The organism is Niastella sp. sgz303648 (assembly GCF_059587045.1).
Genome location: NZ_JCAPSW010000024.1, coordinates 102,009 through 125,009, shown reverse-complemented (window position 1 = coordinate 125,009; position 23,001 = coordinate 102,009). Strand labels below are relative to the sequence as shown.

Here is a 23,001-nt window from a genome sequence, read left to right as displayed (position 1 = left end):
TATCCGAACGCCTTATAGTGTAAAGTTCATAGACGTTGCACGGCCAATATTGACCTCCTTCAATGGTTATAAAAGAAAAAAGCCAGACTGTTACATCTGGCTTTAAGACTATGTTTGGATTTTACTCTTTTTTCTTCACCAACTACTTTGATACGTTACAGTATTGTCTTGTTATTCGCCACAATGAAAAGGGATTGTGTCATTGAATACAAAATTCTGATTGCCGGTTATATTCACATATACCTCGGCACATCCAGTTTCCTTAATGACAAATTCAAATACTTTGTTAAGATGCACCCCCTTTTTATCAATAGCCAACTTATTTCCGTTTTTAATCTTAATGTTCAAATTATCTAAAGTTCCGGTTATTTTAAACTTTGTGCTTTTTGATGGCTTCAACGCATCGCCCCCACCAATAACGGTATTCCATAACGCCACGGTTTTATCATTTAAGACATCAAAAGCAGATAAAGAACCATCATCGTATATAAGGTACGCCGATACTTTAATATCGGAAATTCTTAACTGGTGGATATTGGAGCTGTCATGCGTTAAATTTTTAATAGTGTCAACTGCTTGATTAACTTTCACATTTTTTTCTTCATTTATATTTCTATTCTTACAACTATCAAATAAAATAATAATTAATAAAAATCTTAGGCTAAAAGTTTTCATAATTTTCTTTATTGAAAAATTGGTAATCCATTATTGTCACTATGCATAGTTCTTAATTGTCTTAGTGAGTTACCCAATAAGTTTTGAAAGTGAGGCTTATCGTCTATTTTTTTCCATCTGTGCCCCCATTCTAAGCCTCTACTTTCGCCAATAAGCCCTATTATTGGCCAATGTCTTGTTTCCCAATTCAATCTTCCATTTTCAATAGGTACAATATCAATTGCTAAACCAAAATTATGGTTACTATATCCCCCTATAGCATTCGTTACAACGCCAGCTTTGGGATCAGCTTCAATTATTCTTGTTATACCAAGTTCTTTCTTTTTTGCTTCAATTTGTTTTTGGGTTCTGCCTTGAGCAAAAAGTTCGTCTTGTTGTTCTATAGTTCTATAACCATCAGTTACTCTTAAATCTATACCAAACCTAAAATTTGCTTTTAGAATAAAAGATTTCATTTGACTTTGTATATAACCGTGTAAAGTTCCAAGCTTGTTGTCTGTTGCGATACTTCCAGTGCTTAAACTTGCATAGCTTTGCCACTTTTGGGTTGGATTACCATTTGCATCAACCCCAGACGTGGTCATCCCTTTAGCTCCAAAAGTATAAGCAATTGATACACTTCCTGCCTTTGGTAATTTTTTTCCAAATGCAAGGTCATATCCTACCCATTTAACACCCGAGATTCTTAATTTCTCTTCTTTGGTAGTTTGATTAGTAACATGCATTTGTACATTAAATCTATCAAAATATGCCCACTCTAACCCATCTTCATCGATTCCGTCAATAGGTCTATTACTTGCATATTGGTAAGGTGTTAATTCAGGATATTTTTGTGTAATCGGGTCAACCGACAAAAACCTCCCCACCCTCGGATCATAAATCCTCATCCCATAATCCTGCTGATTCCCCAAACCTCCCTTCGCATCATTATCATTCATCTTGCCATTAAACCCAAACTTATAAGTCTGTCCACTACCCGGAACTGCTACCCTCGAAAGCATCCCAAACGGATAATAGTCCTGCGCAGTGAGTATATCCGGCTCATAGTGATCTATCAAAGAACTTGTATCGCTTAAAGGTACACCAAATTTTCTGTCGCTGATAGTGGCCAGTACATTTCCTAAATGGTTGGTGAGTTCATATTGCTTCCAGCCGCGGTCAAACGATTTGCCGGAATAATAATCCATTCCATCCGGGCCGCCGTGCACCGATTCGCTGCCGGTGAGCACGCCCAGCCGGCTGCTGCCGTATATGTATTGCTCGCTCTGCTTTAAATCAAGACTGTCCAGATTCGTACTGCTGCCATCTGTGGTATAGGTGCTCAGCAGGTTACCCTGCGCATCGCGTACATACCATGTGTAATATTTGGTGCCGCTGGCGGTCACTATCTGGCTGATGCGGTTACCCAGCGCGTCATACGTGTATTGAATCTTTGTGGCTGGTACTGCCGTAGTGGCCGTTCTGTTTATCTCCTGAATTTTGCCATACACATTCCATTTGATGCTGGTGATATTCTCCTTATTGTCTTTTATTAAATTACCTATTGAATCATATACATAATTACTGTCGGCCTGGCCATCAATATCAACTATCCGACCCTCCGGATCTACAAATGCGCTGGCCTCAATACTATCGGTAATGCGTTTCAGCCGATTGGTACCCGCATAGTAATAGTAGTTTAGACTATCCATATTGCCCGTTGTACCGCTTATGCTTTTTCGCAGGTACTTTAAAATATTGCCATTGGCATCGTAGGCTATGCGCTCCTTCAGGTTTTCGCCCATTCCGTTCATGCCGCTCCAGCTATTGGTCGCCGTATTAAATCCTTTATAGGCGTCCTGGGCTGTGAGCCGGTTCAACTGGTCGTATTTGTAATTATAAAAGATCAGCGGGCCACCCGGAACATCTTCCGAATCGAACTTCTTCTGGTAAACACTGCTGCTGCTTATGTTGCCATTGTACAGCGGCCTGTAATTACTTAAATATCCGCTATAGCCGGGGAAGGGCTGCACGCTGTTATTAATTGTTGCATAATCACCGGTGAAATAATTCAGCGTTAGTCCTATAGCATCTCTGGCAGTGTACCGGTTGATGTTATTGGCATTGCCATCTCTTCCCATATCAATCGAATCAACGCCCGCGGTGCTGTTTATACCTTTGAGCCAGCCTTGTAAAGTATAGGCATAGTCAATGCCCTGCACCTGCTGATCGCCCAGCGTTACCCGCGCCAGCGGGCCATGCCGGTAGTAATCGTACCGCGCTTCTTTTTCCCATACGAGGCTGTCGGTACTGGTTTCTACCAGCGTTAACCTGTTTTCGGCATCATAACTATAACGGTGATAAAAACCATCCTTCCAGCCGCGCTGATACATCACCATATTTACCTTGCCGCTGATGAGGTCGTATTTATAAGTGATCTTTTTCCACCGGTTACCATTCTTATTCATCACATTGGCCGTGGATGTAAAATTGGTGCTCCCATAATCCTGTAATAAAGTATCTACATTGCCTAATATATCATAGGTATAAAATGTACCCTGGTTATAAGCGGTACTGTTGGTACCCGTATCGGTAATGGTTGTATAACTTACCCGGTTGCGCAAATTGCGCTGTGTTACCACCAGCCGCGCATCTCCCAGGCCATTAAAAATATAAGGCAAATCATAAATCGTATTGGTTATTTGGCCTCTGCGGTTATTGAGCGCTAATAGCCAGTTTCCTATTGATATGGGATTGCGGCTCACCGCATCTGTCATGGCGCCATTGGAGCTTGTATTGCTTACCTGTCCAACTTCAGTAATACGACCCAGTGAATCATATTTTGTATAGCTATATAACCGGTTGTCTTCGGTAGTGCCGGCAGCCTTCTGTTTTGCATTGCGGCTAACCACTAACCTGCCTAACCGATCGTACCAGAATTCCGACAAACCGCCATCCGGCGATTTCTGCGCCACTACCTGGTTTAAAGTATTGAACCGGTATTGGGTAGGCAGTTTATGATTGGGTGTAAGCAGCTGTTTATTGCTGCGGGCGGCCTTTACAGAATCTGACCATGCGGTTGCCCAGGCAAACTTGCTTACATCCACCCCTTCAGGTGGCACTGTTTTTATCAGGTTGCCTGCCTGGTCGTAATAATACAGCGTGTAATGGAATTGATTAACGGGGTGATATAAGGTAAAGCTTTCGTGATACCGGGCGCTTAAACATTTGGCCAGGTACCGGTCGCTAAAGCTGCCGGTGATTGAATCGGTATAAGCCTGTTCCCTCAACACTGCAACAGATGTGGCAAATAACGTACTATCGTCGCAGGTCGTTCGCTGTGGCCAGGTAACCGGAGCAAATACAGGTTCTGTTTTTCCGCATAGCGTGAGATCCTGAGAACAGGGATGAATATCAATACCACATGTACCTGAATATATTGATTTAATTCCGGTGTATGTGAGATTGGAATTATTACGTGTATTAAAATAATTGGTAAAACGAGTTTCGCAATCTGTACACCGGCCTCTATTATCAATTACTGCCAGATTTTTTGCATCATTAAAATTTTCGTCATATAATACTATCCCCGAGGAATCGTATATTTTAATATAGTCAATCTGCCCTCCCTTGAAAGAGAAAGGTTCAATAGACCATGTATACAGGTTTGTTACAGGAGCATCCAGGGTACGTTGTGCCAAAAGTGAATCACCAATGTAATACTTAAAATTCCGTCCGCGAAATTGTAGTTTAACTACCCGCCAGTCGTTCAAATGCTGTCCCGCCACATTTTCATTGGCACACGATACATTCGGCTTATTGAGATTGGTACATACGGCAACTCCATGTCCATCCCCGGGCGATATGGCTACCTGTACTGAACCACTGGTTGAATACAAAAAAATCCACCAACTTGCATCATACGGGTTGTAACGTATCAGGCTGTCAGGCAACCTCAATCTGGCTTCCCAGGTAAAACCTGTAGAATCCAAACATAAAGTATCATTAACATAATCGAATTCAACCCGGTTTCGATTTATTGTCAACGTATCTGCATAATATGGGGGCAAGGTCATCACACCATTGTGTATAATCTCTCCCAACGGAACTCCGGCTTTGTAATACCATCCGCCAAAATCTACTTTCCATTGTGTAGTATCGCTTCCGCTGGCATCAAGATGAGGGATACCACTATATTTTGCATAATCATTCAGCCATTTCTTGAGGGTATCACTATTTTTTATACAACTACAAGTATTTGTAACACCGGCAGGATCAGCACTGTCAAAGGAAATCTGGGATGGAGACAGCCAAACCGGATCAAAGCTATCTTTATTTGTATTGCCACCTAAATAACCATTATTTCGTTGAGCCGGATCGTCGGTTGAATAATCGGTAATTACCTGCTCGCAGGTATCATAACTATTCATAGTATAATATCCAACTAACCCTGCCTGGGGCGTTAATGTAGTAGTAATATTATCCCTGATATCGGTTTCCGTACGGGCTACATTCCATATCCTTACTTCGTCTATCCAGCCATTGAATGTCTTAAAGGGGTAAGGCGTTGCCCCTGAAGAATCAAAGCCAATTCGCCATGGGCCATCAACATCAATATTCCGTTGGGAAGGGGGTGCTGCTACGCCATTTGTACAAGAAACTCCATACGGAAGTTTGAGCCCATCCATATAGAAAGCAACAGAGTCTCCTCTTCTTGTTACAGCCACATGATGGGATTTCCCATCGTATGGATTTATTCCAAAAGTATTAGTTGTGGTATAATTATAGCAGCCCTGAAATTGAACAAGTAAATTACCATCAGATAGCAAAAGGAAAAAAACACCATCAGCATAGGCACCCGTTGCATACGTACGGCTACTGATAATTGTATTAAATGGAACGTTATTTTTCGGTTTCAATCGTGCTTCCAGGGTTAAATCGCCAGTTCCGATTTTCAGTCGATTGTTTTGCGATGGAATTATAATTCTTTGCTTACCGGTATTTCCATTAAACGCCAATGCAACATTGCAGTAAACCTTGTTTAATTTCTCAATACCGCAGGTATCCATAAACTGCAGGTACTCAGTAGTTAGCTTGTTAAATCCCAACTGCATATTCATAAACTGTTCAAACAGTTTATTTTTTGCTATTTGTAAACTATCGGTACTCTCTAACCTCGGAACGGCATCAGGAAATTCAGCAATATACTTTTTGTACAGTGTGTCAATGGCTATACAAGTCACACACACATCCTTCACCCCGCACTGCAACACCGGCGGCAACGATATGGGCTCTTTTAAAAAGCTGCAATCGATTAACCCGTTGCAGGCCATGCGCAGGGTATCCAGTGCGTCGTTACGCACCACCGTACCGCTGGTACGATACAGGTAGGCAGCAAATGATGAATCTTTTCCATCGAACTGATACTGCTGGTACAGCGATGCAATATTGGCGCATTCGCAACTATCCGGCTTTTTATAAACCGGCTTGTCTGAATAAACGGGATTTTGGTCGTATGGCAAGGGGGCGCTGATCAGGTACACATTGCAGGTAGCATTATACGCTTTGTGTGTGCTGTCATTGTATGCTTTTAAAACTTCTTCAAAGCTTTTATAGGTATTGGTGCTTCCCGGCTTTACCGTGGAGGCGCCAAAGGGATGGTCCATATCACCTCCTTCGCGACAAACCTGAATTAACCGGGGAATTATTTTGGCTGAGTCTGTTGAATCGTACTTACAAGGATCTTTTAATTCCAGCCACCACTGTTTTACATAAGCAACGCAATTGTCATTAATAAAGCTGTTTAAGCTGTCGAGCGTTGTAGCCACATCAGTTGGTGCACCGCCGGCGCCCATCAGCGCATCATAAAAATTGAGGTTATGATTATTTAGCAGGTCGGTCGAAATGCCCGGCAACATCAGGTTAATGATCTCCCGCTTTTCCTGCAGGTACATTTCCCTGAAATACCGCCAGGCCATATCGCGGTCGCCGCTGCAATCGCTGCCAATGGCAAAGGCGCTGTCGATCGGCCGGTAATGACTAACACAACCGGCGTCGTTGTCGGCACAATGGGCCATGATGGTCGCCAGCGACCACATTGAAATGGCATTATTGCCTGCATCCTTTGCTTTTGTAAGCAGGCTATCCTGCATACGGGTTTTATAAGCAGCCGGAACTTTAAGAATGTCTATATAGCTCGTGAAGAAAGGATCGCGATGTGCTGCATTGAAATTAAAAATGCTACCAGCCGGATGTGTGATGAAATTACCGGGGTTCAAAAACCCGCTATCCACAGCTGCCTGATAAGAATCGATTTTACCAAATCGTACATCCCAGGCAAGGCTTTCAGACAGTTGTTCATATTTTACCAGTTTCGGGTATTCAGGATGCAGGGGCAATAAAGCTTCTGCCCAGGAACTTTTAAAATCCGCTACAAACTGGTCCTGGTTTAAATTTCCGGGTAAGGGGTCAGAATCACCATTCTCATTTGTATAGTTCGCTGCAACAGTTTTATAAGGCGGTTCAGGATTATTTTGTGAAGTCCAGAATATTGAATATATATCAATGCTGTCGGGGTTGGCATATTGCCCGTTAGGGGGCGTTACATCGGCCAGCATTTGACGGCGCATGTTTTTATCTAAACCGGGATTGCAGAGCGCATCGCATTCTTCGAGCTGCTTTTTATAAGCAAGGGTCGCCTGCGTACGATAACCGGCCGTATCACTAACCGGAATACCACCCTGCTGCATGTAATTATTTCGAAAAGTTTCCCAGGAGCCAATAGCGGCGTAGCATGAAGTGCAGGTGACTTCGCATTGCATGCTGGTGTCGAGCCGTTGTTTTTCCTGTTGAATCAATTGCTCCAGTGTGTGGCAGGTATTGTGAACCAGGAAAACGCTGTCGCGATAGTAGTCCATCGCCTTTTTGTTAATGGTAAGCGTTTTCGTTACCACATAACTGCCCTGGTTTAAATACACGATTGTGTCTACGACCGGAAAACTATCAATAGCATTACAATTAATATCAAGGTGGTAATTGTTGCGCTTTATTACTATCGGACTGCGTTTAGCCAGTGTAGTATCATTACATTCATCGGTTATGGCAATTTCAAGATCGTAAATGCAGTCGTAGCATATAGCCGTATCGTTGCAACCTTTGATACTAATGCTATCCGGCAACAGGGAATACCTGAAGCGATGCTGTCCGGCTGAGGTAACAAACAGCCCTTTGCTGCTTTCGATCACCATCCCTTTTACTACATTTGTATTGCTGTCGAGCAATCCTGTTGTCGTCCACACCGTACTATTGCTTGCAAGCGGATCAACGTTTACTGCCGGGCTGCCGGCCAGTGCGGTAGCAATGGTTCGGCCATGCATATCAACATAACTGATGCTATATTGGCCATTGGCATCGCGCACGGTGTTTTTAAAATAATGGCTTGCAGTTCCTACTTCAGTGCCAAACAAAGCATCCAGTTCTTCGCGACTGGCATCGTCATAGGTATATTGCGTTTCATGGTGTTTGCCAATTTGAAACTCCTGCCCTACTCCGCCCTGTACTTTTATACGGCCTGTATTATCGGGTGTGTATTGCGTTTGAGCAAATACAAATCCATTGGCATTGGGAATGTATTTATGGTATCCGGTTGCAGCCAATGGATTGCCGGGAGAATAATATTTTGCTGCCCCGGAGTCGGTACCCATAGCCGGCGCTCCCTGATTACAATAACAGGTATCCTGCCACGGGCCATCGTACAGGTCCTTCGAATATTCAGCGCCGTTCAACTGATTAAACCTGGGAGTGTACTTTATCAAACTACTCAATGAAGGCGAAGGCATCACCTGTATAACCGGCCTGCCCTGGTAATCGTACAAAGTTTCGGCAATAATGGTAGTATCGGTCGTATTGTCTTTGGTAACTGTTTGGCGGCTTTTTAACGATCCGTCGTAATACTGCACCACCGATTTTCGTTTTCCTTCTTCGGCAAAGCTGGTAGATGATTGCCAGTTCAGCGTGGTGTCGAGACCAGTAAAATTATATTTCCCCAATCCATTGGTATAGTCAGAGCTCCATACGGATTCAATGCGCTGGCCGTTTGCCTTTACCTGTACCGATCGCACCCTGTAAAACAAGGTACCCCGCCCCTCATACAACATGGGTATATTATATTCTTCCTGGTGAATGCTTACCCGGGTAGCATTATTGGGAAATATTTTTTTAGCATCGTACACTGTATCGTATCCTGTTTTACGGTAATTAGCCAATGCTGCGCTATCAATATAGCTCCATTCCAGGTCATACTCATCAGCAGCCCGCTCGGGTGACCAATACACTTTTAATTCACCCTTTGACGATATTGAAGAAGTATTTGAGAAAATTGATTTTACCGCATTATTGGTACAGGAAAAATTATACTCCCGGTTAACCAGTATTTCATTGGTAAGCATTAAAGCATCGCTAATGTCGCTAAGATCGGCTCCATTGGCAGATATACTGATTATCTTTATTTCAGCCTTATACCATCCCTCGGTTACAAAGGTCTTTTTGAATCCATATTTGGTATATTGTGAATAGTCAAGATTTAATGTAATCTCATCACTGACACCAGTAGCCGGTGTGCCGTTATTATCGTAAGTAAAATGTACTTCAAATGTTATAGACACACTGAACTCATCGGGCAACAATTTCCGGTACGATTCATCTATTTGAAAGGTGATGAGATTCTTTAACAACCAGGTTGTTTGCAGGGGCTTTAACGAAGGATTAAAGTATACCGTATCCTGCACCAAACTTGTTGAATCAGCTGCCAGTTTATTGCCACTTAACGGGGGCGCTGCATACCGCTCATCAACGGCCATTGCATGATAGCCTGCCAGCAGCAAAAAACAAAAGCAGCACAATAAACGATAAATATAGCGTTGCATGAAATACGGTTTATTGGTTAAGCGAGTTAGTTAAAGTGTAATTGTTGTAAGGGGCTGTAAGGGTAAAAATGCCTTTCCTTCGCAGCACATAAGGGTCGGTTGAAAAAACAGCGTCGGTATAACCGCCGGTTTGATAATTGCTGAACACCATGGTTACATAAAAAGGCGAATTACTATTGGCTGTGGCAGCCCCCGTATCAAAAACATAATGTATAGTATTGACCCGGTGCGTTACAGAATCGTACACGATGTCGTATTGCCGGTAAGGACTGGCCGTTTTAAAGCTGTAAGAGAATTTTTTCAGATTTCCGGTATCGCGTACCATCATGCCGGTTACGAAAGTGGAGTAAAAATCTCTGTCGGTTATGTTGGCATGGGCAATGTATTTGAATACCTCCATAGCCTTTGACAATACAACCTTATTGCGCTTATGATTTAACACCAGACTGTAATATTCATTCTGTATAATTTCCTGGCTGTCGGGTATAGAAACATACACTTTATTGTTACAGGTTTTATAATTGTAGTAACAGGTATCCTTCGTCCCGTTACTATACTGTATGTAAAACGCTACCTGAAAACTGAGGTGGGCAGTATCGTTGTATACATAGCGAATGTTATTCAATTCTCTCGAACAAAGAAAAGCATCTGTTACCGGCTGGGCGGCGGCCTGCAGCAGACCGGCCGTCATCAGCAGCAGTATTATTTTTATACGTAAGTTGATTATATGTTGCATATGATTGTCGTTTGGTCAATGGTCAATTGGTTACTGTTTTAACAATGCACTCCTGCTTTCTTTAATGGTTTTTACGCCCTGTTCTGTTTCTTTTTTCAATCTTATAAGCGTACCATCATCGTCGTATTCATAAAACGTGGCATAGTTGTTTTCATCCAGTTCGGCCATCAACCGCAGGTTGATGGGACTGTATACAAATGATTTCATATTGCCATTGAACGGATGAATACGTATATCATCGAAGTTCACCGGCGCCGATGAAGTGGCCTTCATATTCATCGTGCAACTGGTAGCTGTGGCAGGAACGGTTAGCGTATCTTCTATCCGTTGCCATCCATCGATGATATTGCCGGCTGGTTTTAAAGTAAGGGTAGATGCTGCGGCATCGTTGAACACCAGTTGCAATTGCGCATTATCGTAATTGCCGGTGACACAGTCAACAGCCTGTTTTGCCCAGGCGCTCACCACCACTTTTTTACCCTGAAAGGGCGAGAAGCGGTTATTGATCACTGCTTTAGCAGTGGGATTTTTCAATGCCACACACCAGGTGGTGTCTCTATGTACTGTGTTGTTTGTTATCGAATTGAGATCACTGTTTTCAGGATACAACACACTAACAGGCACTTTTTCGCGGCTTACCGACTGTACGCCCTGACTTTTCCATTCAAGCATGAACTGATAAGCACCGCCACCCTGAGTGCATTGCACGCGAATAGGATACAGCACCCCGGCCTGCAAATACACCGTCGAACTTTCATAGGCTGTGCCCCAGGTATGATCGTGAGTAACCTCAGAATTTTCAATTTCCACGTTATTTACGAAAAGCCGCATGTTATCATCGGCCGTTGTAAGAAAGGTGTAGGTACCGCTATACCGGGGCTGTATATACCCGTTCCAGGTTACATAGAAATTTTCCTGGCTGGTAATATAAGGTATTGCCAATCCATCATACCGGTAATAGTCGATGTTACCTGTAAATGGCAGGTTATAAAAACTATTGCTCGACATGGTTGTATACTTAACAGTCAATCCCGGCCCGTTGCTGTTTACCGTGGTAGCAACAATAGGCACCGAATCTTCTTTTATAGACAACTGCGGAGAAATGGTATCCTGTGCAATCGTAGCTATAGGGAAAGTTGTAGAAACAGTTTGGTTACCGGGTACATACAAACTGTATATGCCCGAATGGCTGAGTGTATCTACCAGGGTGGCCGCTGTTCCAAAATCAGAATGGCGGTTGAACATACAATGTACACAGGTATCGGTTTGGTAACCGTAATCCTCAAAGCCATCGAAGGCTATTTCCCTGTTCCTGGCATTTTGCGCTACGGCAACGGGAAGTGATTTGTTATAGCCATACAGGCCGGCATTGTACCGGTTCAACGGATCGTGATTTTCTATTTCGGAACCTTTGTTATTGAATAAGGTCAGTTCGCTGTTCCAAACCCAGCGGCTGGTATCGGTGCCGGCGTATAATGTAGAGTCGGTAAAATTCCAATAAGGCATAAAGGCTTTTATTTCGCCATCGGTGCGTATATTGGTGGTATCCGAAGGATCGGTTTGTTTTCTTGTACTGTAATAAGTATAGGCCCTGTCCATACGCCAGTTGCCCAGCACCCCGGTGCGGTAAAAGTTTACAGCCGTATCGTTGACAACGGGTTTGCAAACGAAGGAATCAACCGGCATATCACGGCAATAAACGCCTGCAAAATGATCGTTGGTATAAACTACCGAATCGCCGGAGCAGGCTAAATGATACCTGAGCCTTATGACCGGCGTACAGGAACTTTCAGACCCGCATTCTTCCGGTGATTGGGCTGTGTTGTAATTCACGCTGCTGTGTTTGTAATCATTACCATCTCCGGTATAGGTTATTAAACGAATACGCATACCCGGCGATACCACGCTATCTGAATTGTAATACTGGTTTAGCATGGCCTGTGCCATGCTGGTAATGCCCAATTCGTCATTACCTACATTAGATTGATCCCAGGGCGATGCAGCAATGGTTACCCGCGTTGTTGTTTCGGTAGTTGTTTGATAAGGATCCCAGAAATAGTCGCTCAGCACACTACCGTCTGTGTTACCATTGATAACTGTTCGGGGCCAGGTGGCCGTTAACCGCTCGAGGTAACAGGCATTTGAATTGCGGTAGTTCTGGTGCGGTTTGTTCATACATCCATATAAATATATAGTGGCCGTGTCTATAACAGCACCCTTCGGAATCCGGCGCATATCGAACTTTAACCAGCTTCTGATATGATCTACAAAATCGCCATCATAGGAAGATGCTTCAAAGTACCTGTAATCGGGTAATGCACCTAAATTCGGGCTGCCACTTGACGCATAATCTTCTATCGAATAATTATCTACTGCATATAAAGTATCATCAATATGCTTTACCGGGCGCAATCCCAAAACAGTGGTGTCTTTCGCATAAACAGCACTATCTACTTTCCAGAAATCTTTGAACCGGCCTGCACCGGCGGCAATTACATTGATGGTTGAATCAAGCACCAGCCTGGTGATGTTATTTACTTTTTTTACCGGCGATTTCAGCGAAGTAACGCTGCCAATGGCCACCCCGGCAATGTTGCGTTTGCCCGAACGGATGATGGTAAGATTACAATCATCGGCAGAATGCGGCAACCCATCGTGGTCGATAAAGTAAATGCCTTTCTGGCCATCTTTTCCTTTACGGCCATCGATTGCCCATAATCGGTTATAGGTGGTATCTGATTTAAACTGGTAATAGTTATCATTGCAGTGATCGTTGCTACTGCCGTTGCGGGTATTTTTGCCATATACCAACACCTCGTCGCCGCTTTCAAAATACTTTTCTGTTGCTACTCTTTTTCCATTTGAATACAAAATGCCTTTTCTGAAATACACGCCTTTTAACACAGTACCGATATTTTTATAAGCCGGCCCCATGCCACTATAAGCCCAGTGTGCAGGATAACTGAAATTATAAACCGGATCGTCGAACTCATTATTGGTTTGCGACAATAACACATCGCCCGTTTCGCCATCATACAATAAGTTCCTGGTAGTAACACTGCTCCCCTTCTCTAAATGCAAAACGCTGTCTAATATACCATACCGGTTTACCACTTTCAGTACGGCAACAGCCCGGTAACGGTTTGTTTCGCCGTTAAACAGGGGTACCGGTACAAAGATCGGAACCGGGAAACCAGCTACATTGATCACATCTACATTAGACTCAATGCTTCCGCTGTTGGTTTCAGACGTTTGTTCACGTACATCGATCATTATTTCAACATCTTTCCCTATTTCAGCGGCTGTATCAATAACGCCATTTGCCGAATCAACAACCGAAACAATATTTGATAGCTTCGGTTGTGCGGCATTATCGTTTTGCACCCTGTAATAATTATAGGTATAACTTATAGGCGTTTTAGTATTTTGCTGTGACCAGGTTGCCTGCGACTTCAGTTTGCCATTCATATCATTCAGCTCAACCTTAAAGCCCTGACTCAGGGTTACATAATTACGGGCATCAAACCAAAAGGGATTTGAAATCGGCGATTTGTATGTTTTTTTACTATCGCCATCCATGGGCGTAATTTCAACCAGTGTGGGGAAATCCTTTGTTGTATAAAATTCTGTTTCATCAAAACCATTAGCCGATTTCCGATCCTTATTAATCGTTTGAACCCGCACTTTGCTATATCCTATCATCGGCGCAGGAAAAAATGTTTCGGCAAACGGTTCTTCCGAATACAGGTAATTGGCAGGCGCCAGAGCCCCCACTTTTTCGGTATACACCTGCAGGGGAACCCTGAAGGGATTTTCATCACTCCCTATCACAGGTTCATAACTGGCAACACCGCTGCTGATGGCTGTTTTTATTCCGTTAATCTCCAGACTATCGGTATACGTATACGTTTGGCCATACACCGATTGCTGCTGACCGGTCATGGCTTTCCAGTTATCATACAGCTCCACTTTTTTTACCCGCAAACCACCGCCAAACTTTTTATATACCGGGTTATCGAGCCGGGCAAACGATTTTTCCAAAACGAGGCTGTTACAGCGGTTTTTTATTCTTGCCGATGTACCAAAACCTACTGTTTTAAAAATATTTATCACACCACCCGCTACCGAAGCCAGCATGCCTACGGCCGCGCGTACGTCGATATTATCGCCCGGTTCAGACCAGGAGTAGGCTTTGGAAGGAAGATTTAACCGCAGAAACTGCAAAGCAGCTGTTGCAAAAGGGCTTTCATGATCTTTTATTGGTTTTACTTTTATCCATATTACTTTATTATTTGAATTGGTGCGAATGCCATAATCATCAATTTCTCCATAGCAGGGCACCAACTCAAAACCATTCCCCCATTTATCGCCCGGCATGTTCACGGCCAGTTTAAAGAACAGTTGCTTTACACCATCGAGGTATTTTCTTAGAATATCTGTTTTATCCGAAACAGCTTCCGTTACGTTAATAAAAACATACATGAAATCTGTATTAGGCAAGTTTTTAACATACAGTTTCGCCTGTATTCCATCAGTTTCGGAGTTACCAAAACCTGCAACTGAAAAAAACTGCATGGCTCTTTTGTTTTGCACGTAGGCATAATCATCCGACTCATAGGTAACTTTTATTTTGCCGCCAGATGGCAAACCGATCTCCGAAAGCGTCCAGGGCGCAGCGCTGTCTGCTGCCTTTACAGAGTCCCAGTTTTTTACAAGCGACTGAAGCGAATAGGGATAATCGGCATTGGTTAATTCATCACCGGTGTTACCGGGATTGTCTTTTGGATTTTTATAGTTACCCCACCGGTCAACCGATTTTTGACTAAACGCCGGATTGGCTGCATGGTAGGTAAATACATACGGATTGCGTTGGCCCTTATTGTTGTTATTGTAACTGAACCATACTTTTTTTAAGGTAAGCTTACCGTTACCAGAAACAGAGCCGGGGTTATTTTTGCATAACTCATAACTGTATTCAAAATAAACGGTTTTTACAGGCCTGGCATTGGTTCCTTTTTTTAAGTAATCGGCTTTTGAATACAGGTTGATTTTTTTAAGACGGTATAAATTTTGACTTGCGCTTTGACCGCCATCCTCACCACCAACGCCATAGGAATCTTTACGAATACTATCGGTATCGAGCTCAAATGTGGCGATCATGGTTTTCGATTCTACCGAGTTCAAATACCATACTTCCCGCTCGCCATAGGTAAAACTGCCCCGCTCATCGCGACTATCGGTTTTTAATCCTTCATTATAGGCCGCCTGGTTTTGCTGATAGGGCGCCCGCCATTTATAAGGTGAATTCAAACTGTACACCCGGCTATAATTAAATTTAACCGCATCGCCATTGTCGTCTTCTGTAATACCATTGCCCGTTATGTCTGAATAATCGGCCGATAAAATGCCCGTAAGCAAAAAAGAATGCGAATAAGCCGGCAAAACCTCCTTATTAAAATAGCCCTCTTTACCCTGATTATTTTTAACAGACTTATCAGTTGAGTCATAATTTACCAAACCGGTGGCATTGCTACCTTTTTGGGTTGACATGGTAATATCTACCTGTTGTTTGTTATACACAGGAATGCCATATACGTACCGGCGGCCATCATCATTCAGCACGGTGATCTCTGAAAGATGGTGTGCTTTTCGATCTGCATCGCTGCGTTGTATTTTCTCATAATTACTATTACAACTGGCCGACGGGAACGAATTGATCGGGTATGATCTTATAACTTTATCAAGCCCTGCATAGGCCGCCTCGCCGGCAGTGAGATACGAAATTACCTGGGTGCGCTTATCTCTTGTACTTCGCACGGTATTCAACCCAACATTGATCGCATCAAACGGCTTACTGTTTTTAAATAAGGTCATGTTGCGGGTAGCCGAAGGCACTTTGCCGCCCGACAGATCAACACGCATCAGGTAATCGTCGCCAATAGCTTTATGAAATGATTTATTGACTGAAGTTTTTTCGCCCGGATTTTTGAAATACACATTTTCAAAAGTGGTGTCGGCCTGTCTGAAAGGAATAACATCATCCAACAGGTTATCACCTGTCCATGCATTGCTGTTTGTGACAGAGTGCATATTGGTATAATCAACACCCGCTTTCATAATGCTTCCAGCCCCGAAATCCAGTCCAAGATTATTGCTGGTACTTCTGGTGGCCATCCGGTGATCATATACGAATCCTATGTCACTTCGATAAGCCCGGAACATACCGCCGGTGCCTTCCCCGCTTATCGACCAGGTATCATATGTATAAACAGGTATGGCGATATTCGGCGCATTTTCATTCCAGGCAATATCTTTTTCCCTGTTAAAGTCGAGTAGTGCATCGAGGTTATTGTTCGCTTTTTCATAGTACAGATATCCATAAGCCGGCACCGACCGTGTTTTATCCTGATCTTTTATAGTTTGAATTGATAAATAACCATGCATCTGCTTACTCGCGAAAAAGCCTTCGTTTTCTGAACCTACCTTAAGCCTTAACGAATACTGAGATGAGCTAAACGGAACTGAAATGGTGGGCGTGTACGATGGCTGCGCAAATGAAATAACAGAACTAAACCTGGTTACATTATTTATAAGCTGTTGTACAATGGCAGATGACTGTTGTTTTATTTCACCTGTGATTTGCAGGTTTTGTATTCCTGTACGGGAATTATAATTAGTGCCGATGGTTATACCACCCCTTAATAAATTTTCATTGGATCCCAGATGAAATCCCATGGAAGGACTTATATCGAGGCCGTTTTGTGAATTATTGGTAATTGACAACCCGCCTGTCAAATGCCCTTTTGACCCGATACCAACATCAATGGTGGCATGCAGCGACCTTTCGAGGCCCCAGCCTTTATAGGTATTATGAAACACACCGGTTGACTGGCCTGCACTTACATTAACAGGCAGCCCTAAAATTTCACCACCAACCGATCCATCCACATTTACCCCTATCGTTCTGTTCGGCTTCATACTAACAGTCTTGGTTACTTTATCATCACCACCCTGAAAATCATCCGGCAAACCCCGCATATTACGACTAATCACCCCGGGATTGATATTCCAGCCAAGCCCTACCCAGGTTGCTTCCTGGTCCATGGTAATACCGCTTTGGTAGTGCAGATTTACCGGGTAACCGCCCACATCGAGCAATGGAATATTGTATGAAAAATCGCCCGTGAACAGATCCACCATGTTATTGGCATTTACCGACTGAAAACTTTGCGTTTCGGGTTGCGTGGGCCCTGTGGTAAAAGTGCCCTTCGTATGTGCCGGTGCGTATGTATGTCGCACCTCACCTGTTCCCGATTTTTTCTCAGGTGCTTTATGAAATTCAGTATTATTTAATGACGTACCCTTATTGACAGCCAGGTTCCATTTAGCAGTTGCATAAACCGGCGTTTTAAAGGGCAAGGGCCTTTCATTAGCTCTGGTTACAACAGGCACCAATACCAGGTCGAGGTAAAATAAAGTCACTAAAAACCAGGCAATGGTTTTTTGATTACGCGATAATGTGTGTAACATTATAATTGTTTTTCTACAGTTAGGGGGTTATTATTCCTGTGGTTTCCGGTACTCAAATTTTAAAAACCAATGTTCACCTTTTGCATTGGTAAGCTCCAGTATATACATATGGCGATCGGTTATATCAGTATTACTGCCTATATCCAGATCGATATAATTAGCACCGTACTTAACCGCCAGTTCAGTTGAATCGAGCGATACCTGCTGATGACCTGCCGTACTGATATCGGTAAGTTGCATATGCGCCGTATTGCTGTTCATTTCATGCAGATAGCGGAAACGCAATACATTACCCGTGATGATATAGGAAGCGTCCTGCTCTCTTCGTATTTCGGCATAAGCGCCTTTGTTGGGAGCGTTGAAAGTATCGGTGCCAGATTGCTGAATACGAAAACTCCAGATCTCGCTATTGGCAATGGGTGAGCTGTTATTTTTCGCGGTCACGCGCCAGGCATATACTTTACCTGTATCGAGCTCTGGCATCGATAAGGGATATTGTAAACTGGTATAGGCCAGATTCGACTGAACCAATACCGGAATATTTTGCTGAATGGCATCAGCAGCGCTTTGGGTTGGTTGTACCTCTACAAGCAGATAGTCGTACAACAAATTGCTGAATGTATTATAGGGCGTCGGTGGCAGCCAGGTAAAAAATGGACGCCTGAACAATACGCGATCACTATCGCCGGGCTGCATCAATTGGGGCGGACTGATAGGTTCAACTTCGGCAGCTATACATTCTTCGGCCAGTTGTTCCTGAATATCGCTTGTGTATTTGGTTACTATATAACAAATGTTATAAGCACCCACCGGCAAAAAGCCATTGGGATTAGGATCTATAGCATAACCCGAACCTGCATTATAAGTAACCGGTGAAACAGTTGCAGCTGTTATATTATTAGCGCCTGGCGCCAATGAAATTACAGGAGTAGTTCCCGATAATACAGTTGCACTTGTAACTACATCGGTCATTACCATTTGCACCTGCACCGTCATGGGCGCGCCGGTTGTATTCACCAGCGACATATTCCATAATTGCGGTTTAACCGTAAGGCCCAATGGCGGCAACTGCAACGTAACAACTACCTGTGCGTGCAGGCACCAACCTGTCATTAATACAATCGCCAGCAATAATTTTCTTTTCATACTATCTGAAATTAAATGTCTTTATAAATTGAACGGTGCCCATTTCATTTCGCACCAGGCCCCCGGCATTCCCAGGCAGGTAGCCATGCTCGTAACTGATAAACAACATATCCTGTTTATGAATATGAATATTGGCTGTTACGTAGCCGCCCGCTTTTATAATGGAATGATTGAGATTACTTATTTTAATGCCTGCCCCTACCGTGCCCAATCCCGGAATATTTGGCTGAATGCTTCCATCGAGCACCTGCAGTGTATAGCTGGTATTTTTGGTATATGAAGTGGCTACATTGGCTGTAAATGCATTAAAAAAGAAACTTTGCGCCAGATAACTATTCGTGGCATTGTAAAACATATACCCCGTATCGGAACTGTTGTTGTAAAACTTATTCAGCATAACGGTTGTACTTAGCCTGAGCTGCTTTATAGTGTATAGGTGAAATGCAGTGGCATTAAAAGTTTGAAACCGGTTTTCAAACACCTGGTCGCCGGCTTTGGTCAATTGCGATAGCGGCTGATAAGCCATTGTAATTACCGGCCATTTGCGAACACGCAATGTGGCAGAAATACTTTTAAAGATCGTATTGGCTTTGTACGTTTGAACAATAAAAGGATTTGAAAATTCATTTTGACGTATAGAGGCCGCTATGCGCAGCTTTCTTTTAAAAAAAGGCTGATCGGTTTTTATATACCAGCTTTCCATAGCAGCATTGGTGGTATAGCTGCTGAATGACTGATAGTTGGCGCCCGTTTTCTTATAAAATACATCAATCTTTGATTTGGTTACCGGCACTTCTGAAAACAGGTGAAATGCAACTGCCTGGTTGTTTTTGTTGGCAAACGTTAGCTTATCACCGGCTTCAGGCGGATTATTGCGGTAATCGGGAGCAATTGATTTGGCTACCTCGGCAGTTAAATAGGTAGTTCGGTTCAATGCCCAGCGGCTTTCGGCGCTGATGCCCGATATGCGAATCGTAGAACCGCTGCTGCTGCCGGCGAATAATTGCTTTTGTCCCCTGAATGCCGATAGGATAAAATAATTTTTTTCGAGCCGCCCGATCCCTGCACGCACCAGGTACAGGAACTGAGGTTTTCGGTTGAACCCTTTTACTACAAAATCACGAAAGCGATAATTGACAGTTCCGGCTGTGGCGGCAAAATAGTACCACGAATTATATTCAACATTGATACCGTTTACGCTTATATTCTTAGCGGTGAGTTCGCTGTAATTAACGGGGCTGCGGCCTATGCTGAAACTTTTTATTCCTAACAACCACCGGTATTTTGCCGGAATTTCAACATGTTCCATGCCATACTCCTGCAATTTATTTTTCCATGACCGCGCCGATTGTATGTCGTTCCAGTTGCCCGATACCATTTGCCGGTACCGCTTTATTTTTTCCAGGTTTTCATCGTTCTTTTTTTTGAGCGAATCAACCTCGCCATGCAACGCAGCATATTTGTTTTTTGTATCGTTATATTGTTGCAGATAAAATGCTGCTGCCTTTTTTATTGAATCTTCCTGTTTCACATTCACACTATCCGGCAATTCGCCGTTCCAGGTAATTTTAGGAACTTTTAGTATCTCATTCGCCTCAATGATCTTTTGCGGGTGAAAGACCGTTTTTAATTCATTGTTCAGGTTGATTAATTGGCCCTGTTTAATATTGTACAATTTTTCGGTCAGTGAATCTTTGATGGCCGGCGCCAAAGCGAGTAACCTTCCCTGCAAGTCGGTTTTTAACCTGTTATGAAAATCATTGCCATTGAAAGCAACCTGTACATCATAGATATTTCTGAAAAATGCCGAATTGCTTTGCCTGATCCAATAGTTTACCTGAAGAGGAAAATGATTGCCTATAGTAAAATTCAACCGGCCTGTGACATTATGTTGCACAATATCTTTTTCGGCATATGGAGTATCGATGATCGACCGGTAATTGATATTATAAGCCACCATACCCCCATTGATCCTGAACGCAGGCTTTGCAAACAATAATTTGCGGAAGGGATATTTGAAATCGACAGGTACCGAATCTTTCTTTGGCATTTTTAATGCACCAACTGCAGAATTAAATTTATTATGCAGATTTTGAGCAACAGTTTGCTTTTGTTGCTTTAAGGCAAACAGCATATTTTTCCCTGCAGCAATAGCTATAGGTTTAATAGTATCCCTTGAAATTTTCGGAAAGCGGGCCGGTAATGAATCTGTTTTTTTGCTGAATAAGTGTATTGTATCGGTTCTGGGTAGCTGAGGTACCGAGCTCACCGGCGATTGCCCAAAGGCAGTATAGGCACATAAGTGCAATACAAAAGTAATGTGGGTACAGAGCAAAAGATGCCTGTATCGAGCACAGGAACGGGCCATGCCGGTTTAGGGTTAAAGGGGTTAAGGCTTTAATTAGTATTTAGTATAGCGTAATGAATTACGCAGGAATTCGCTTTCCTTTTGCGGAATATCGTTTACACTGGCAAGTATCAATTAATTATAGAGGCAATTATGTGGTACAAAAGGCAACAAACAAGCTAACTGATGTTTGTATAACAGTCATCAACGCGGTAAAACTATAATTTTTTCCTATACCAAAAATGTTTTTTTCCTCATAAAAAACTGTGTAAATATGGGTCTAACACATTTCAAAAAAATATACTCCTTTCATTTTCACAGGATTGAATATGCGGTGCGGATGGGAATTCGTGTCAAAACAACGTTCTTAAACAGTAACCGCAAGCCCCCCTGAATTACCCGGTAAATCGCGCGCTGTAACGTTGATAACAGTACCGTTTAACGAAGCATTACTTTGCCTGGCCGTATACATCCATTTATCTCTGTTGATGGGATTCAGTATGGCATTGCCTTCTTCGATCAATATGCCTTCGGCCGTGCGAATACTCACTGTAACTTCAGCCACTCTGAAATCGTCAATTGCAACAATAACGATGATTGAACCGGGCGTTCCGTTGTATTTTTCGGTATTGATGGCTGTTACTTCCGGCGCTTTCAGAAAATCTTTGAATGCCATGTTATAGGCTGTTGTACCGGGGGTTACCTTTTTGCCGTACAACATTTTCAGCTCTGCATCAGCGATAACACCTTTGGCATATGCCGAAGCAGCTGCAAACAGATCACGCATTTTTTCCTGTTTGGCAGTAGGCGCTGCATCTTTCATAACGGGCATTGGCCCGATTAAAGTTTTATTTCCGCGTTTACGGTAAACGAATTGTTTACCTACATTACCCCTTGCTCCACGAATAAGCAGGTTGTCGTTTATGTTTGCCATGAGTATAATTTTTTCATGTTCAAAAATTTGGTGAATAATCAAATCAACAGCACAAAAATAACAAGTGCGAAAACCTGTAAGCAAAGAATGTGGTGGGCTCTACCTAAATATGTGGTGGGCTTCGATAAAACCTGGGGTGAATAGCCTCATCCTTGTGTGAACCTTGTGTGAAACATGTACCCTTCATTGGGAAAAAAGCTATTTTGACACAAGGATTGCACATCCATCGCACAAGGATGGCCCATACCTCCTGTGCCTATCCGTAAAGTTTTGTTTTTGCTCATATAACCAAAATAGTATATTTGGCTATCAATCATTTACCTAACCGATTTACCTGAAAATCCAAAACTGATCGCTATGCCAAAACAACATTTTTTTTACAGGAAAGACGGACTGCTGAAAAAAATAAATCTCGATGAAATCTTATTCCTCGAAGCATCAAACAATTACACCAAATTTCACACGCCCGATGATTTTCATTACGTACGAATAACACTCGATGCAGCCCTGAACCTGCTGCCCGAAAGCAAATTTCTTCGCATACACCGCTCCTATGCCGTATCGGTTGATTATATCGACAAAGTGGGCAGGGAATCCGTTACTTTTGAATCGATACCCGATTTTGAATTGCCCGTTTCAAAAAAATATTATGCTGAGTTCGTAGAACAGGTCGTAATTCTTGATACGGCATCAATCGACGCCGGAGAGTAAAACCTAAAATGCAAATGAA

The 23,001-nt window shown here is 43.0% G+C and carries 8 protein-coding genes; 1 reads left to right on the top strand and 7 read right to left on the bottom strand.

Annotated elements, in window-relative coordinates; genetic code table 11:
• Nucleotides 1-171 precede the first annotated feature (171 nt).
• From AC59IL_RS36495 to AC59IL_RS36465, 7 genes are all read right to left on the bottom strand, one after another.
• On the bottom strand, nt 172-675 hold the full coding sequence (locus AC59IL_RS36495; protein ID WP_496557188.1) for a hypothetical protein: 504 nt from the start codon (nt 673-675) through the stop codon (nt 172-174).
• An 8-nt stretch (nt 676-683) separates the two neighbouring features.
• Nucleotides 684-9,578: a LamG-like jellyroll fold domain-containing protein gene (locus AC59IL_RS36490; protein WP_496557187.1), complete on the bottom strand. Its 8,895-nt coding sequence runs from the start codon at nt 9,576-9,578 to the stop codon at nt 684-686.
• A 10-nt stretch (nt 9,579-9,588) separates the two neighbouring features.
• The gene (locus tag AC59IL_RS36485; protein WP_496557186.1) at nt 9,589-10,314 is read right to left on the bottom strand and encodes a LolA3 family protein; all 726 of its coding nucleotides are present in this window, start codon (nt 10,312-10,314) and stop codon (nt 9,589-9,591) included.
• A 30-nt stretch (nt 10,315-10,344) separates the two neighbouring features.
• The gene (locus AC59IL_RS36480) at nt 10,345-17,844 is read right to left on the bottom strand and encodes a PA14 domain-containing protein (RefSeq protein WP_496557185.1); all 7,500 of its coding nucleotides are present in this window, start codon (nt 17,842-17,844) and stop codon (nt 10,345-10,347) included.
• 30 nt (nt 17,845-17,874) lie between these two features.
• A complete protein-coding gene (locus AC59IL_RS36475; protein WP_496557184.1) occupies nt 17,875-18,990 on the bottom strand; it encodes a hypothetical protein in 1,116 nt (371 codons plus the stop codon).
• 1 nt (nt 18,991) lies between these two features.
• Entirely contained in the window at nt 18,992-21,358 is a 2,367-nt protein-coding gene (locus AC59IL_RS36470; RefSeq protein WP_496557183.1) for a hypothetical protein, read from the bottom strand.
• A gap of 346 nt (nt 21,359-21,704) precedes the next feature.
• Nucleotides 21,705-22,271 (bottom strand): hypothetical protein, encoded by a 567-nt coding sequence (locus AC59IL_RS36465; protein WP_496557182.1) that lies wholly within the window; start codon nt 22,269-22,271, stop codon nt 21,705-21,707.
• Between the two features lie 357 nt (nt 22,272-22,628).
• Between AC59IL_RS36465 and AC59IL_RS36460 the strand changes: the two genes are divergently transcribed.
• On the top strand, nt 22,629-22,982 hold the full coding sequence (locus tag AC59IL_RS36460; RefSeq protein WP_496557181.1) for a LytR/AlgR family response regulator transcription factor: 354 nt from the start codon (nt 22,629-22,631) through the stop codon (nt 22,980-22,982).
• Nucleotides 22,983-23,001 lie beyond the last annotated feature (19 nt).

What these genes read in the sequence shown, in the direction of transcription:
- AC59IL_RS36495 (WP_496557188.1), bottom strand. Translation starts at nt 675, where the DNA reads ATGAAAACTTTTAGCCTAAGATTTTTATTAATTATTATTTTATTTGAT.
- AC59IL_RS36490 (WP_496557187.1), bottom strand. Translation starts at nt 9,578, where the DNA reads ATGCAACGCTATATTTATCGTTTATTGTGCTGCTTTTGTTTTTTGCTG.
- AC59IL_RS36485 (WP_496557186.1), bottom strand. Translation starts at nt 10,314, where the DNA reads ATGCAACATATAATCAACTTACGTATAAAAATAATACTGCTGCTGATG.
- AC59IL_RS36480 (WP_496557185.1), bottom strand. Translation starts at nt 17,844, where the DNA reads ATGTTACACACATTATCGCGTAATCAAAAAACCATTGCCTGGTTTTTA.
- AC59IL_RS36475 (WP_496557184.1), bottom strand. Translation starts at nt 18,990, where the DNA reads ATGAAAAGAAAATTATTGCTGGCGATTGTATTAATGACAGGTTGGTGC.
- AC59IL_RS36470 (WP_496557183.1), bottom strand. Translation starts at nt 21,358, where the DNA reads ATGGCCCGTTCCTGTGCTCGATACAGGCATCTTTTGCTCTGTACCCAC.
- AC59IL_RS36465 (WP_496557182.1), bottom strand. Translation starts at nt 22,271, where the DNA reads ATGGCAAACATAAACGACAACCTGCTTATTCGTGGAGCAAGGGGTAAT.
- AC59IL_RS36460 (WP_496557181.1), top strand. Translation starts at nt 22,629, where the DNA reads ATGCCAAAACAACATTTTTTTTACAGGAAAGACGGACTGCTGAAAAAA.